This is a genomic window from Fretibacterium sp. OH1220_COT-178 (assembly GCF_003860125.1).
Taxonomy (GTDB): Bacteria; Synergistota; Synergistia; order Synergistales; family Aminobacteriaceae; genus CAJPSE01.
Window position 1 is genome coordinate 37,611 of record NZ_RQYL01000008.1, and the last position, 15,266, is coordinate 52,876.

The window sequence follows — 15,266 nt, forward strand, 5'->3', positions numbered from 1 at the left end:
ATTGTGCCGGCGGTCCTCGGTATAAAATCGGGATCGTGGCAGAAGGCTAACGCCGCCTCAGGAGCAGCGGAGCCACCAACAGGAGGGCCAGGCCTGCAAGCCCGGCGTCGCACCCGCCGCCGCCATCTTTGCCGCCCGGAGCAGGAGCGGGCTTCGTGGAGGCGGTCACCGTCAGGGACCCCATCTCGGACCACGGGCTGGCTCGGACCATGGCGCCCTCGCTGCCGGTGCGGTAGTCGTAGCTCATGCGCCACTCGTAGTCCCCTGCGGGCAGAGCCTGCGCCACCTTGTGGCTCGGCGAGCCGTCCGTGTTGCTTCCCTTGTAGACCGGTTCACGGCCGTCGACGTTGCGGATGGCGAAGCCCCCGGAGGCGCTCCGGCCCGAACCCGCCTTCGCGTAAACCTCCCACCGGCTGCCCACCGCCACATAGCCGTCCGGACCCGAGAACGGCAGGGCGGTCAGGACGACGGCGTCTGCGGGCTGCGGCCCGGCATCCTTCGGGAGGAGGGGCGGCGCGACGGAGGCGGAACTCGCGGGGGAGAGACAGAGGATGCGGACGAAATCGAACTTGCCTTCTGCTCCCACGGAGTTGTAGATCACATACAACCTGCCCCGGGCGTCGACGAAGTGGCCTCTTTGCGAGTAAGTACCTTTTCCTCCGCTCCAGAACTCCCGGGCCTGCTGATCCGTCCAGGTGTCCGTCTGGTCGGAGATCGTCATCCGCCCTCCCGTCCCGACGTTGTACACGGTGAACTTGACGAAATCACGGTTGACAACCGGCTCGTTGGTCCAGCCGACGCTCCTTTGGTAAGACCCGATCAGCAGCTCCTTGAAGTTCTTGTCCTCGTTCCATCCGGGGACTTCGGCCGCAGGGTCAAAGGCCCGAAGGCCGCCACCCGTTCCGATGTCCGCGTGGAAAAACCATTTGTAACACTCCTTTCTCACCACCGTATCGGTCTGCTTAACGGAGAGCCACACCTTGCCGGTGCTGGCCTCGTAGACGGTGGTATACCCCACATCCCACTCATTGAGGGGCTCGAAGTGACGCTCCGCCGGCAGAGTGCAGGTCCAGGTGCGGATGGGGCTCTTGGAGCCCGAGACACTCCACTGACTGAAGGAGAAAAGCCCGATCGTCACCTCCCGCTGCGCGGACGCCTTCGACACCAGCAAGACCTGGTCCGGGTCCTTGGCCAGGGAGAAGCCCGCAAAGACAAAGGCGCTGTCTCCCAGCGTGAAGTCCCGCACCTCCGGCTGACCGGTATAGCCGCGCTTCAGCGGCAGGCGATAGAGGTGCGTGCTGTCGCCGGCCAGCGTGTAGTAGACGTAGGAGGCGTCCCTGTCCGTCGTGATCTTCAAGAATCGCGCCCGCCCCGGGATCGTCATGAAGGGCTTGGCGAGGTTCAGGTCCTCCTTGCGCCCGGAGAAGTCCGCCGGCACCGTGTAGAGGTGCGAGGTCGTCCCCGCCGCGTCGTACAGCATGAAGTAGGCTTGGCCGCTCCAGTCCGTGGCGATCCGGACATTGCACCACGCTCCGCCGTCCTCGTAGAGATAGCTTTTCGTGTAGGCCCCGGCCGGAGCGCACAGCGCCAGGACCGCCAATACGCACAGGAGCAAGCCCCTTACACTTTTGTTTCCTCTTCGCATCACCGTTCAGCCTCCTTATTCGTTCGTTTGTTTGGTGCCCCACCCGCTACACGTTTTCTGCATCGCCTTTCCCTCCGCCGCCTCAGCCTCCTCTCCGGACAGCCAAGCTCCTCCCCCTGAAAAAACGTCCGCAGAACCATGAAAATTTCGGGCCCGATCCGCCGCCGATCACCACGGGACGGTCTGCATCGGGGACCAGTCGCCCGGATAGTGCGCCGAATCGCGGTTGGGGTCGAACTCGGGGTTGTCGGAGTAGACCGTCTGCCCATCCGGCCCGGACCAGCCGAAGCGGAAGCCCGTGGGGACGCTGTGGGTCACGCCATCGTCGCCCCGCCACAGGTCGATGCCGGTGAGGGTGTTGGTCCAGCCGCGCATGACATTGGCGTTCGTCTCCGCCATTCCCCCCGCGCTGCCGGCCTGTCCCATCTGGCGGGCGGACTCGATGGCCTGCTGCATGTTGACCTCGATGGCCCGGCGCCCCTGGTCCAACCGCCGCTGCACCATTTGGTGCCCGACGTTCTGCATCGCTATCCCCCAGACGGGGTCCACCATCGTCCCCGCAGCCATGGCCGACAGGATCCCCTCGCACCCCCCAAGCTTTCCGGCATGGGCCTGAAGCGCGATAACCGGGCCGACGTCCCAGAGGACCTGTTCCCCTCCCAGCGAGTCGACGGTAAAGATGTACTCCGCCATCGCATGGAACTTGGCCTCCCACGGGACGCTGCCCTTCGTGAAGGTCGCGTGGACGATCGCCTCTTCGACGCGGACGTCCCGGAGATTTGCTCCGGGCAGACTTCCCCATATCGCGCCGATCTCCTGGCGCCGTCTCTCCCGGTTCGCGGCGTTGCCCTCGCACTTGTCCACCCCCACGATCCGTATCGAGGCGATCGCCCGGTCCCCTGCAAGCATTTCCCGGATCACCTCCTCAGGGCTCATGAAGGGCACGAGCTGGCGGCCCATCTTGTAGGCCTCATCCCCCGCAAAGGGGGACTGGCCGGAAAGAAACGCCTGGGAATAGGGCCCGTAATAGTTGAACCAGGTGTCGTCTCCCGGCGACTTGACGATGATCTTTATTCTGGCGGGATAGCAGGACGTCAGAAAATCCCAGTTCACCCCGCCCTCGAGACGCCACCCCACCGGCAGGGTGACCACGGCCGCCGTCACCCCTCCGGACTGCGGGTCGGTGATGGCGCGCCGCTCGAGGCGCAGCTCCGCCGGCATCGCGGCGGATGGAAAGGCGAGGACCAACAGGAGCGCCGCGAACACCAGCCATGCCCTCGAGGCCGGCGAATCCGCGTTCCCAACCACGAACGTTGAAACATTTTCCATCGTCATTCCACCCTCTTTCCACAGTTTGGACAAAACGCCGATCCGGACTCCAAAGCGGCCCCGCAGACACAGGTCCTTTGCAGCGCCGCACCGCACTCAGGGCAGAACCTGGCGCCGCGCTCCACCGTGGCGCTGCACTTGGGGCAGACGGACGCGAGGGGCTTGCCGCAGACGGTGCAGAAGCGCGTGCCTTCCCTGCAGGGATTCCCACAGTGCGGACAGGCTGGAGGCTGCGGGACGGGTGCCGCAGGAGCCGCGTTCAGCTCCTGAGCCATCTGTCCCGCCATCCGCCCGAACGCGCCCCCGGCTCCCATGCCCATGCCCAATCCAAGGCCGGCTCCCATCATCGGGGAGGCCCCGGAGGCGCCGGACTCGGCCAGCTTCTCCATCGCGTCGAACGACCGCATCTGCCGATAGTCATAACCGACGACCTCCATCCGTGCCCTCTCCGACATGGCCTTTCGGATGTCCACGACGGCCGGGTCGTCCTCCGGCACGTTGACGGAGCCGACGTAGAAATTCACGACAGAAATCCCGTAATCCTCGAAGACGGGTTTCAGGCGCTCGACGCTCTCGTCCGCCATCTCGCCAAGGTACGCGCTGACCTCGAAGACGTTGATCTTTTTCTTCACAAGGTAGGAGGCGATGAGGTCCCCGATGCGGTTCAGGATCAGCCCTTTGAAGGAGGCGACCAGCGTCGCGCGGTCGAGGCGATCCCTCGTGCCGACGAGCTTCACCAGGAACTTTCGCGCGTCCTCGACACGCACCCCGAACTGGCCGTAGGCACGGACGGGTATGGGGATCTTGTACTCCGGGTCCTTGAGCTGGAGCGGGTGTGCCGTGCCCCACTTGATGTCCAGCACGTGGACTTTGTTGACGAACCAGACCGACGCCTTGAAGGGGGATTCCCCTCCGGTCGGAAGGTTCAGGAGCTTTCTCAGGATAGGGATGTTGTCCGTCGAGAGCGTGTAGCGCCCCGGGCCGAAACGGTCGAGGGCCTGACCGTCGCGGAACAGGATCGCCTCCTGCGACTCCTGGACGATCAGCTGGGTCCAGTTGCCCAGCTCGTCGCTGCGCCTCGGGTTTTCGGGATCCACGTAGCGCCACGCGAAGATATCCGAAGGATCGAGGTCCTGCCGAAACTCCACGATTTGGAGGAGGGCCATGAATTTTCCTCCTCCTACACCTGTGCCTTGAGGAGGCCCAGGTCGATCATCCGATCTATCTGCGTTTGCAGGTAGAAGATGCTGAACAGGAACGTCCAGAGGAGCGAGGCCGCTATGGACGCATTGACGGCGTTGCCGGGGGACGTACGCTCGGCATGGGCACGGAGCAGCCCGCGGACGAAGAAGGACATGTAGAAGTTCATCCCGGCGACGACCAGCCACATGAGAAACGCGACCTCCGCAGCATCCGGGGTGAACAACAGGGCGAGGTAGGCTCCATGGACGCCGATAAAACTGTTGATAAGCGTGTTCGTCCGTTTGGACTGTTCCGGATTGAGAGCCTTGAGGGATTCGCGGCGCAGAAAATACCAGAGGCTGATGTAGAACCCCAGCGATAAAACGGTGCACAGAAGCATCACGGCAATGGAGCCGCGCTTGAATTGAGGAGCCCCCTCCGCCAGAGAGTCCGCGGGCACACCGACCGATCCTGCCGGCCCCCCGACGGAGGCACGCGGAACCTCCAACACGGAATCGCAATACTCGCACACGGTCGCTCCCGCCGGGAGCGACGCACCGCACTTCTGACAGTTGGGCATTTGTGAAAACCTCCTGGTTCAGCAGTCTGTACCACGAATTAACGGCCTAAGCCGATGCACGCCAAGCGATCAAACATCCAACCCAAGCACAGCAAATTCCGAAACCGGACCCGACCGTATCAAAGGGCTCATTTATTTCTAAAAAACGGTTTCCTCACTGCATCCTTTGATAGACGATGGTGAAACCGTTCGGGGCCGTGATCGCAAAGGCCATCCCGCTTGGGTCCCACTGGAAGAGGTTCGAGAATGCCGCCCCGGTATTCGTCTGCCCGTACATCCTGTTTCCCTGAATCTGGAAGACCCCGGCCTCGGAGGGCATCCCGTTCACCCACACTCCGTACTGGTTCCCCTGAATCTGCATCACCAGCTGCTGCCCGTTGACAAAGGCACCCCAGACCCCGTCGAGCGTCGCCCCCTGCGGAGGCACCTGAGGCTGCGGAGGCACGGACTGAGAGGGGTACTGCGGCTGAGAAGGGTCCGGGTGGGGAGGCTGCGGGTGAGGGGGGGAGCCCGCTTGCCTGTTGTACACCGTGGCCGTCTCCGTATCGGCGAAGGTGACGACCAAGGCTTTTGTCTCCGGGTTGTAGGCGGTGAAGAGCACGAGGGGTTGTCCGTCGGACGGCGTCAGGGTCACCCGATTGTCCGAGAGCGTGAAGGAGCCCTGGCGGAGGGCGCCCCCGGCCGGGGCGTAGCCCGCCTGTCCCCCCCGGAAGGTCAGGGTGCTGCCGTCGTCCCCGCTCCACTCCCCCTCCAGATAGCCGGCGGGGAACCACAAGTCGTCCAGCGGGATCAACTGGATATGACTGCCGCTGGCGCAGTCGATCATCCTCCAGGAGTAGCGGCCTTCCTCCGGAACCAGCAGGGCGAAGTCGCTCTTCACCAAGGTAAGCGCCCCACCTTCTCCCGGCACCACCGACCTCACGATCGGCAATCCTTCCGGCTGCACAAGCAGCCGAAGATGGACCGGATCCGAGCCGAACGCCGAGAGCGTGGCGGCGAACGCCATTTCCCGGCCACTTGCCTGTTCGATCTCCAGGACCGCACCATTGGGGGCCAGGAGGCTGTTCGTGCCCGTCCGGGAGGGGACGATCCCCACGGCCGCGTAACGCCCGAGGAAGTGCTCGTAGCCCCGCTCCTGCGTCACCTTCAGATAGGGCGTCACCATCGGATTTTCCGCGGCCCGGACGGGGGGAGCGATATGGATGTCCCCCTCGCCGCCCAGGGACTCCGCCTGGACCAGGACGCGCATCCACGACCCGGCCGGAACGGGCTCCACGACGACGGAGAGGCCGTCCTTCCACTCGATGGGATCCCCCACAACCTGCACGAGCTTTCCGTCCGCAATCTTGTTCAGGAGAGGACGAAACACGTCCTGTGGTTTGGGAGTGATGGCCACCACCGTCATCTTTCCACCGGCATCCGTCACGACACCGGCCATCGAGACGATGGAGCCGAAGTCCGATTCGACGCCGATCTGAACCGGAATATCCTTCCCCAGCCCCGGGGAGGAGTAGAGCCCCGAGACGGTGATGAGCTTCGGGTTCGAGACGTCCACCGCGTCGACCTGGACCAGCGACCGACTCTCCCCGTTGGAAAAATAGTGAAGGAGCCCGGCAAGCTGATAGAGCAGCTCGTTCCGTCCGTCCCGAAAGACGGGCGTCCCGATGTCTGTCGTCTCCTCGTCGGGGTTGATATTTTCCGCCGGCAGCAACTGGGAGAGCGACTGCACGTACTCGCCGTCCCGTTCCCTGGAGAAGGCAAAACCGCAGTACCCCCACAAGATGTTTTTCCCCTCAAGCGTCGCCTTGAGGTAGCTCCGCGTCATCCCGGAGAAGGCGGTCCCGGAGAGCGGGACGAACTCGGAGCTGGGCTCGATGGCGTAGTCGGCGCCTCTGCGGGGCGTCCCGACCCCCTGCTTCGGCACGGGACTGCCCAGCTCGACCGAGACGATCTTTGGAGGATCCATCCCCTCCTTCTTCTGCATCGCGTAGACCGCGGCAAGGGCCTTCGACCACCCGACCGCCCGGTCGAAATCCGTCTCCTCGTAGCCCGGACGCACATTGTCGGCCCGCAGGGGCGCATACAGGGAGAGCCCCCGGCTCAGGGGGATCGACGGACCGGACTCGGTCGCCAAAATCAGGGGGCTTACGGCCTTTTCAACCGCGGCGATCTCCCCCTTCAGGTCCGTCCCGCACGGCATGGCCGAAAGACGCCTCAGCCAGTCCATCAGGTCCACACTCGACACCGCATCCCCCTTCTCGCGGTAGTCCCCCGGCCCAATGTAGTTCATCGCGTAGAAGAGCGTCCGAGTCACGTCGCTCCATGCCTTGGGCGCCAGGGTGCCCAGTTTTCCGGCAAACTTCGCGCAGGCGGAGATGAGCGCGTCGGCCTTGGAAAGATCGAACGCGGTGAGGGACGCCGTGTCCCAATGGATCTTCAAGAACCCCTTGCATCCCGCCCCGACCATCCTGCGCGCGATCTCGCCCGTGTCGAGCCCCTGGGTGAACAACGGCAGCGCGGCCAGGTAGTCCATGCCCACCGAGGGCAGAATTGTGGCCCCCGCGACCATATACCGGGCAAAGGGCGCACACGCCGCCGCCACCTCCAGCTGGGCCATCAGACACATATCGAAGGTGAGCAGGTCCAGCTTTCCCCCCGGCAAAGATGGGGCCACCCGAGACAGGACGCCCCGGAGTCCGCTCAGCGTCAGAGCGTCCACCCCATCCACCGCACCCGGCGCGTCCTCGTCGCTGGCCATACTGATCCATCCCATGCCGTGATTCCAGAGGACCAGGGCGGTCCTCCGGGCCGGAAACTTTCGGACGGCGGCCTGCACGAAAGCCTCGAGGGTCTCCGGGGCCCCCATGTTCCGCTCGCCGCAGTCCGCGATCAGTTCCGAGCCGATCGCGTCCTTTCGGGTGGATCTTTTGACGCGGTAGGCGCGCGTCCCGGTCCAGTCGCCCATCTCGTCGCTGTAGCCCTTGGCCCGGTCCAGCAGCACGACGACCTCGACCTTGCCGCCCTCGGGGAGCCCCTGCTCCATCTCCTTCAGATCGGTCAAGGCCCACTCCTCCAGGTTGTTGTCGCCGTCAAGATAGACCAGGATCGTCCAATCCCTGTCCCCCGGGACCGGCGCTCCCCAGTCCCATGGACCGCGGCTTTTGGATGACGGCGCTTCTGCGGTTTCTGCAGGGGCCGCCCCAAAGGATGAGCTTGAAAAGAACAAAACAAGGGTAAAAGTAAGGAGGGTCAAGAGGAGAGATAGCGTCCTTCTCGGTGCCTTCATGACGTACACCTCCAACTCGATCGGCAGAATGACGATGACGGAAAAATTCGACATTTTCCTAAGAATACCCCCCCCCCCACATTGTCAAGAAGTTTTCGGGAGCGGTGTCGTCGTTCAGTGATCCTGCCCCCCCCGATCCCCCGCGCACGAGGAGGCCCCAAAGCGGCGGTAACGAGAACGAGTTCTGCAGACGTTTGGGTATCGGCGTTCTACCTTTCTTCCCAGCTCAGAATATAACTCAGGTAGACCTCCGCCACGTCGACCACGGCGTCGAGAGCGATCCGTTCGTTGGTCAGGCAGGTATAGACATCCTCTCCAGGTCCGTAGAACAGGAAAGGGACTCCCAGAGCCGGAACCAGCACGCAGGCGTCGGTCAGATAGTAAAGCCCCGTACGTTCCGTGGCACGCCCCATCGATCTCAGCACGGCCTCGAACCGACGCACCATGGGGGCGGAGGCTTCCATCCCCACCGAAGGGCGGCTGTTTCTGAGGCGCAGCTCGATCGACAGTCCCGGAGTCGCCCGCATCCTCTCTTCGGCGAGCTCTCGGATCGTCTGCAGGATCTCTTCGTTGTCCTGGTCGGGCAGCAGGCGGATGTCCAGCGTGGCTGTTGCGGCATCGGGGATCAAGTTGACCTGAAGCCCGCCGTTCAGCCCCGTCAGAGTGCAGGTGGCTTTGCCGAAGAGGGGGTGTTCGCTGCGCCCTGTGTCCGCGATGCGCGGCCGAAGGAGTTCGTAAAAGCGGATCAGCTCCTCCACGGCGTTGACCCCCAGCTCGCTGCGGCAGGCGTAGCAGGATCGCCCTTCCGCCTCGACCTCCAGCCAGATCCCACCTCTCTGGGCGATACCGATGCGCTGTTCCGTGGGCTCGGCAAAGAGGATCTCTCGAGTTCCCTCCAGAAAACCGCCCCGCGCTATGGCGGTCGAGCCCGTCATCTCGCTGGAGTCTCCGTCGGCGCAAAGGCAAAGAGCAACGTCGACAGGCGGCCGTCTCTCTGTCTCGGCGAGATAAAGCAATGCCATGATCATCGAGGCGATCCCGCCCTTCATGTTGGCAGACCCACGACCGTAGACGCAGCCGTCCCGATAGTGGCCGCCGAAGGGAGAGTAGTCCCAGTCCGAACGCCTGAAAACCGCCTGTGTGTCGGTGTGGCCGGCCAGTGCCAATTTGCGGCTCCGATCGTGCCCTGGAAGGATCGCGACCAGGGATGCCCGATTGTCCCCGTGGTCGACGACGTTCGCCTCCAGCACGCCCGAAGGAAAGAGGGACAGGATGTAACGCACCAAGTCTTTCTCGTCCGCACAGGGGAGAAGCGTGCGCAGACGGATCAGCTGTTGAAGTATCGCGAGGGTCTTGTCCCTGTCAATCTTCGCGCTCATGGGGAGTCCGATCTCCTTTCGGTTTCATTCCGTCCCTCGTAGATGGCGTGCAGCCGCAGCGCCAGGGCGATGTTGAAACGCACGGCCGAGGACTTCAGGTCCATGCCCAGCAGCTCTTTCAGCTTCGAACAACGGTATTTCACCGTGTTGATGTGAAACGACAGACGCTTCGCCGTCGCCCGCAGGTTCCAGTTCTGCTCGTCCAGGCAGGCGAGTGTCTGAAGAAGGTCCATGTTGTGCCCCTCGTCGTAGTCCGCCACGCGCCTCAGGCAGGCATCATGCAATGCGCGCCCCTCTTCCGTCTCGGCGACGAGCCCCAGGACGCGCAACTCCCCCAATTCGCTCCAGACCAGAAGATTGTCCCTGTTTCCGTTCAGTCGACGCAGGAGAAGCGCACGTTGAGCCTCCTCCATGCTGAGGCGGAGGTCCATAGGGGACTGTACAAGGCTTCCGACCCCAATGAAGGGCCGTTCTTCGGAGACGCGCTGCAGAAAAAGGCTGGCCATACTGTCCAGGTTGCCGCGCAGCGCGCCCAATCCCATGCCGCGGCTGGGAAAAAGGGCACACAACAGCTGTCCGGAGCGGTGTGTGTGGAGAAATGTGGGGAAGAAGGTTCTGACGATGTCCTCTTTGCAGCCGGGGCGGCTCGTTTCGTCCTCGGGGGACGGAGAAAGAAATTCGATGGCGAGAGCGAGACAAGGGAGATCTCCGGAAAGCCCCAGGAGTTTCAGCCGATCGTCCGCCTCCATGCGGTCGATCGTTTTCTCCGAGAGGAGATCCGACATCAGATCTTCCCGGAAGGCCTGTTCTTTCTTTTGACGTGCGATCTCCCGGCGCACCGCCAAACGGATTCCCAGGAGCGCCGCACCGATCAGGGAATCATCGGCCGTTCTTTCGTCGACTTTGGGTTCCAGGACCAGATAGCCCCAAATCTGCTTGTCCTCCTCGACGGGATACAGGGCGAAGAGTCGCCGCAGCTCCTCCAGAGGGAAGGAGCGAACACACTCGTTGAAGGAGCCGTCGGCCGAGCCCGTATGGGTACGTGTGCTGATCATGTCTCTATAGGCTATATTGCGTCTCAGGCGTTGCGACAGGTCTTTCAGCAAGGACGGGATGTCCCTCTTCTCTAACAGGTCGATGGCGTAGGTCCGAATTTCCTCGGAAAGCTCCGTTTTTAAGTGAATTTTTGCCCCCCCCTTTTTGTCCGGTACAGCCTTGCGCTCCCTCTGTGTCCCTTGGATTCCGCCTCGTAAAGTTTATCGTATTTCCCTCTTTTTCCTCACAAGATCAAAACTATTTTGTCTTAATCAGCTAAATGCGTTGCACATTTTTGTCGCTTTACCATCAGGATAAAAACTCAAGAAAGAGTAGGCTGAATTAAGAGAGAGTTTCGATCTCTTTCGATCTTATTCCGAAACGGGGGGACGAGAAGTGATTTTGAGGCGATACGAAAGGGGCGTGGAGTTCGACTTTTTGGATCTCCTGTCGGTCGATCTGGATGGGGGCCTGCGCAGTGTGACAATGCCGAGGAGTTTTATACAAGGTGAGGACTTCGGCCGGAAGATAGGTTTCGATGGTTCCAACTACGGCTATGCCAAGGTCAGCGACTCGGATATGCTGACCATCCCCGACGCGGATACGGGCCTTCCTGGAGGAGCGGGAAGGCTTCCAAATATTGCGCATGTTCGACGATGTCCAAAACGCCGACGGGGCACTCTTCGATCAGTATCCCCGAAACGTCGTCCGAAAAACGCAGGAGCTCCTGCGTTCCAAGGGCATCGCGGATTCGGCCAAGGTGCTTGTCGAACTGGAGTTCTATGTATTCGATTCCGTGGAATATGGTTGCGGTACGACGGATTCCTTTTATCGTGTGGCCTCAGCGGAGGGGCTCGGGGATGCGTTTGAACGTCAGTCCCATTTCGGAAAACACCAGGACTATCACAGGCTTCCGCCCGAGGATCGCTACGCGGATTTCCGCAACGCGGCCGTCCGCTTGATGGAGGATGTCGGAATCGCCGTCAAATACCATCATCACGAGGTCGGCGCTTCTCAGTTGGAGATCGAGCTGGATTTTATGGATCTCCTCAAGGCGGCGGACGGCGTATGTCTGGCGAAGTGGATTCTGAAGGCCGTAGCGGACAAGATGGGTCTGAAGGTCACTTTGATGCCCAAGCCGCTCTATGAGATGCCGGGCAACGGCATGCACGTCCATCAGTTTCTCGAAAAGGGCGGGCGATCCATTTTTCTGGGGGACGAGCTCCACGGATTGTCCCGTTCGGGGCTGGCCTACATCGCGGGTTTGCTGGAACACAGCATTACGGGGAGCCTGATGGCCTTCACGAATCCGAGCACCAACAGCTTCCGCAGATTGGTTCCGGGCTATGAGGTCCCGATTGCCGCGACCTTTGCCAAGGGATCCCGAACGGCTGCGGTACGCATTCCGAGTTATCTTGCCCGGGACGAGGTCCGCATGGAGTATCGGACCGGCGACGCTTCGGCGAATATTTATTTTATGCTCGCCGCTATGGTGCTTGCGGGGCTGGATGGGATCGAGCGCAATCTGGATCCCATCGCCATGGGATTCGGAAATCCGAATCCCGAGACCGCTCAGGTCTTTCCCCTCAACCTCCATGCCGTGATGGAGGGGTTGGAGAAGGACAACGCGTACCTTGCGCCCGCATTTCCGAAAAAGCTGATGGAACTCTGGATTCGTAAGAAGAACGATGAAGCGACTCATGTCTACAACGCGCCGGTACCGCAGGAGTACGAGCTTTATTTTTGAAGAAGGGGGAATCTTTCGATGAACGATTTCGAGCGGCCCGTGAGCTACGAGAAGCGGAGGACGATTCCGGAGGTCTACAGCGGCGTCCCGACTTTCCTGGGGGTTCCGAGGATAACGTCCGGGGAGATCGACGGACAGGACGTCGTGATCGTCGGCGCTCCGTGGGAGGGCATCTGTACCACGGGGACGTATACGGGGGCAGAATTGGGCACCAAGAGCATCCGTTCCGTATCCTTGCGTTACGGAGGCTACCTGCCCGAGTTCGACTACGATTTTTTCGATGACCTCAAGGTCGGCGATTTCGGAGACTCCCCTTCGTTCAATGGGGACATCGAACGGACTTTCGAGGAGATCGAGGCAAAGCTGGGCGAGGTCTACTCCAGAGGCAAGAAGACCGTTTGCTTTGGAGGGGACCACTCCATCTCGATCCCCACTCTGCGGGCTCTGGCCAGGCTGGGCAAGCGGATCGGAGTCGTCCACTTCGACGCTCACCTGGACAACCTCTTCGCTTTTCACGGAACGGAGAAGAATGCCCGTTGTACGCCCTTCCACCGCGCCTACGAGATCCCGGAGGTCGTGTCCGTCGTCCATGTGGGGATCCGCGGTCCGCGGAATCATCCCAGTGGAATGAAGGCCGCTGCAGACCATGGAGCTCGGGTCGTTACGGCTCCCGAACTGCATCGCAGGGGCTGGGAGGACGTGGTTCGGGAGGTGAAGGAGCGCGTATGGGGAGCAGCGGAACTGGTCTACGTGTCGATATGCAGCGATGCACTGGACGTATCCTCCAATCCCGGCGGTCCGGCGGACTTCGGAGGACTGACCTCCCATCAGCTGTTGCAGATGGTTCACAGCTTTGCCTCCGAGGGGATTGCGGCCTTCGATTTCGTGGAGGTCTACCCTCCGCAGGACCTGAACGGCATCTCCAGCCACGCGGCCGCATGGGCCGCGATTTACGCGATGAACGGCATGGGGATGGCGAAGCGAAATGCCCGTCGCTGAACGGGGCGAGAGGAAGAAAAGCGTTTCTTATGGCGTGTTTCCGGCCGAGGCGTTTTTGATTCGATTGCACCGAAAAGGAAAAGAGGGGGGAATACGATGCAGTACGTCAATGCGGGGTCTCAATTTGTCGTCATCATGGTCCTGTACGTGGCTTTTCTGATTGGTTTCGGCTTCTGGCAGGGGCGCAAAGTGAAGAGCTCCGAGGACTATTCCATAGCTGGAAGATCGCTTCCAGGCTGGGTTGCGGCCCTATCCGAACGGGCTACGGCGGAGTCCTCCTGGTGCCTTTTGGGCCTGCCCGGCGTGGTCTACGCGGCGGGACTCTCGGGGACCTGGACGGCCATCGGGAGCTTCCTGGGTGTTGTCCTCTCCTGGCTGCTGATCGCCCGTCCTCTGAGGAAGGACGCGGAGCGCTGCCGAGCCGTCACCTTCACGGACTACCTGAGTAAGCGCTTCGGGGCCATGGGGACCTGGATCAAGGTGTTCAGCAGCTGTGCCATCGTATTCTTCTTTTTCTTCTATGTCGGGGCGCAGCTGATCGGCGGCGCGAAGACCTTCTATACCGTGTTCGGCATCCCCCTCAACCTGGGCATGTTGCTGACCTTCGCCATCGTCATCCCCTATACCATGTACGGAGGGTTCGGCAGCGTGGTCTATACCGACTGCGTTCAGGCCCTGGTGATGTTGGGCGCCCTCTTCCTGGCCCCCGTCTTCGGGGTCTGGTACATCCACACCCACCCGGAGGTCTGGGCTTCCTCGATCTCCGAGGCCCTGGCGCGTTCCGCACCCAGCTACAGCAGCTGGACCGGCGGAGCGGTGGGATTCTTCGCCGGAGCGACAGTGGTGATCGGTGAAGGTTCGTGGTTTTTTGGTTTCCTCGGAGGCCTGCCGCAGCTGGCTACTCGTTTCATGGCGATACGGGACGATCGCGAGGCCTGCCTGGCGCGCAACGTGGGCATCCTCTGGAGCGCGTGTGCCTACATCGGAGCGCCCCTCATCGGTCTGGTGGGCATCGCCGTCTTTGGCCCCACGGGACTCTCCGATCAGGAGATGGTGACGCCGTCGCTGATGCTGAGGCTTTTTCATCCCATGCTGGCATCGCTGTTTCTGACCGGGGCCATCGCCGCCATGCTCTCCACGGCGGACTCCCTGCTGGTGCTGGCCTCGACGGAGCTGGCGGACAACGTCATCGTCCCGAGATTGCAGCGTACCCGGGAAGTTTCTCAGGAGAGGATGCTCCGGATCTCACGCCTCACCACGGGGGCCGTGGCCTGCGTTGCGCTCCTGGCGGCTTACGTCGTGCCGAGCAAGCTCATCAATACGGTGGTGGGGTATGCCTGGGCCGGAATCGGATGCACGTTCTCCGTCATCGTGCTGGGAGCGATCTTCTCCAGACGCTTCAATTCCAAGGCGGCCTTCGCGACCATGGTTGTCGGCGTGTTCTTTACGATATATTGGAATTTGATGGGCTACGAGTCGACGATCATGACGGCGCGGACCATGACGTTCGTGGTTTGCTGCGTTGTGGCGTTCGTCGTATCGCTTCTGACGGAGCCCGATCCTGTTTCGGAGGTTACGAAGATCGGATAGGGCATGACTTCGGATCGGTCCTGGGAGTCGAAATGGAGGAAGAATGCTTCCGCCGCGGCCCCCAGGACACCGAAAAATCCTTTTACTTTCGCTCTTTTCTGGAGTGGAGAGCATATAAAACTCAGAGTTTTTCGGCGAGCGCTGCGGCCCGTGTCGTCCCGTCCGTGTGCCGGATGTCACCTGCGTCCGCGGCGCAGGCGATCGGAGCGCATGTTTTGCCGGAAAACTCCTCTTTCGCGCGATGGAGTGAGTGCAGCTTGTCGATCATTGCCTTGAGCTGTGCGGAGAATCCCCACCAAGAAACCGGAGAGGCGAAGACCACGGCGTCCGCCTCCTCGACCTTGGGGGCGATCGTGTTGAAATCGTCGTCGAAAGTGCAGGCTTTGCTCGTTCTGTAGCAGAATTCATAGGCACGGCACCCCCCGATGCGGAGTTCCGCAGCGTCAAAGCGAACCACGGTGTGTCCGAGCCCCGTTGTCCAGGCCTCCATTGTC

Annotated in this window: 12 protein-coding genes and 1 pseudogene; 5 read left to right on the top strand and 8 right to left on the bottom strand. The window is 61.9% G+C overall.

Annotated elements, in window-relative coordinates; translation table 11 throughout:
* Nucleotides 1-46 precede the first annotated feature (46 nt).
* The 5 genes from EII26_RS04935 to EII26_RS04955 form a co-directional block, all read right to left on the bottom strand.
* Nucleotides 47-1,645 carry a Synerg-CTERM sorting domain-containing protein gene (locus tag EII26_RS04935; protein ID WP_233572615.1) on the bottom strand — a complete coding sequence of 533 codons (1,599 nt, stop codon included), beginning with the start codon at nt 1,643-1,645 and terminating at the stop codon, nt 47-49.
* A gap of 168 nt (nt 1,646-1,813) precedes the next feature.
* Entirely contained in the window at nt 1,814-2,974 is a 1,161-nt protein-coding gene (locus tag EII26_RS04940) for a hypothetical protein (protein WP_124888038.1), read from the bottom strand.
* A 2-nt stretch (nt 2,975-2,976) separates the two neighbouring features.
* Nucleotides 2,977-4,140 (bottom strand): SPFH domain-containing protein, encoded by a 1,164-nt coding sequence (locus EII26_RS04945; RefSeq protein WP_124888039.1) that lies wholly within the window; start codon nt 4,138-4,140, stop codon nt 2,977-2,979.
* A gap of 14 nt (nt 4,141-4,154) precedes the next feature.
* On the bottom strand, nt 4,155-4,736 hold the full coding sequence (locus EII26_RS04950; RefSeq protein WP_124888040.1) for a zinc ribbon domain-containing protein: 582 nt from the start codon (nt 4,734-4,736) through the stop codon (nt 4,155-4,157).
* 154 nt (nt 4,737-4,890) lie between these two features.
* Nucleotides 4,891-7,989 carry a clostripain-related cysteine peptidase gene (locus EII26_RS04955; protein ID WP_255415931.1) on the bottom strand — a complete coding sequence of 1,033 codons (3,099 nt, stop codon included), beginning with the start codon at nt 7,987-7,989 and terminating at the stop codon, nt 4,891-4,893.
* On the opposite strand from EII26_RS04955, the gene EII26_RS13095 reads away from it, so the two are divergent.
* Nucleotides 7,898-8,143: a hypothetical protein gene (locus EII26_RS13095; RefSeq protein WP_158612166.1), complete on the top strand. Its 246-nt coding sequence runs from the start codon at nt 7,898-7,900 to the stop codon at nt 8,141-8,143. The two genes, EII26_RS04955 and EII26_RS13095, sit on opposite strands and share 92 nt — an antisense overlap.
* Before the next feature lie 88 nt (nt 8,144-8,231).
* On the opposite strand, the gene EII26_RS04960 is transcribed toward EII26_RS13095, so the two are convergent.
* Nucleotides 8,232-9,401, bottom strand: a complete 1,170-nt coding sequence (locus tag EII26_RS04960; RefSeq protein ID WP_124888042.1) for a M20 family metallopeptidase — start codon at nt 9,399-9,401, stop codon at nt 8,232-8,234.
* Entirely contained in the window at nt 9,398-10,456 is a 1,059-nt protein-coding gene (locus EII26_RS04965) for a PucR family transcriptional regulator (RefSeq protein WP_124888043.1), read from the bottom strand. The genes EII26_RS04960 and EII26_RS04965 overlap by 4 nt, the downstream gene beginning before the upstream one ends.
* A 466-nt stretch (nt 10,457-10,922) precedes the next feature.
* On the opposite strand from EII26_RS04965, the pseudogene EII26_RS13410 reads away from it, so the two are divergent.
* The 4 genes and pseudogenes from EII26_RS13410 to EII26_RS04980 form a co-directional block, all read left to right on the top strand.
* Nucleotides 10,923-10,982: pseudogene (locus EII26_RS13410) on the top strand (hypothetical protein); the annotation flags it as partial.
* Nucleotides 10,983-11,082: 100 nt separating this feature from the next.
* Complete coding sequence (locus EII26_RS04970; protein WP_233572613.1) at nt 11,083-12,183, top strand: glutamine synthetase family protein; 1,101 nt, start codon at nt 11,083-11,085, stop codon at nt 12,181-12,183.
* Between the two features lie 18 nt (nt 12,184-12,201).
* Nucleotides 12,202-13,182 carry an agmatinase family protein gene (locus EII26_RS04975; protein ID WP_124888044.1) on the top strand — a complete coding sequence of 327 codons (981 nt, stop codon included), beginning with the start codon at nt 12,202-12,204 and terminating at the stop codon, nt 13,180-13,182.
* A gap of 96 nt (nt 13,183-13,278) precedes the next feature.
* Entirely contained in the window at nt 13,279-14,772 is a 1,494-nt protein-coding gene (locus tag EII26_RS04980; protein WP_124888045.1) for a sodium/proline symporter, read from the top strand.
* 121 nt (nt 14,773-14,893) lie between these two features.
* Here the strand turns inward: EII26_RS04980 and EII26_RS04985 are convergent, their stop codons facing one another.
* Complete coding sequence (locus EII26_RS04985; protein WP_158612167.1) at nt 14,894-15,262, bottom strand: flavodoxin family protein; 369 nt, start codon at nt 15,260-15,262, stop codon at nt 14,894-14,896.
* Nucleotides 15,263-15,266 lie beyond the last annotated feature (4 nt).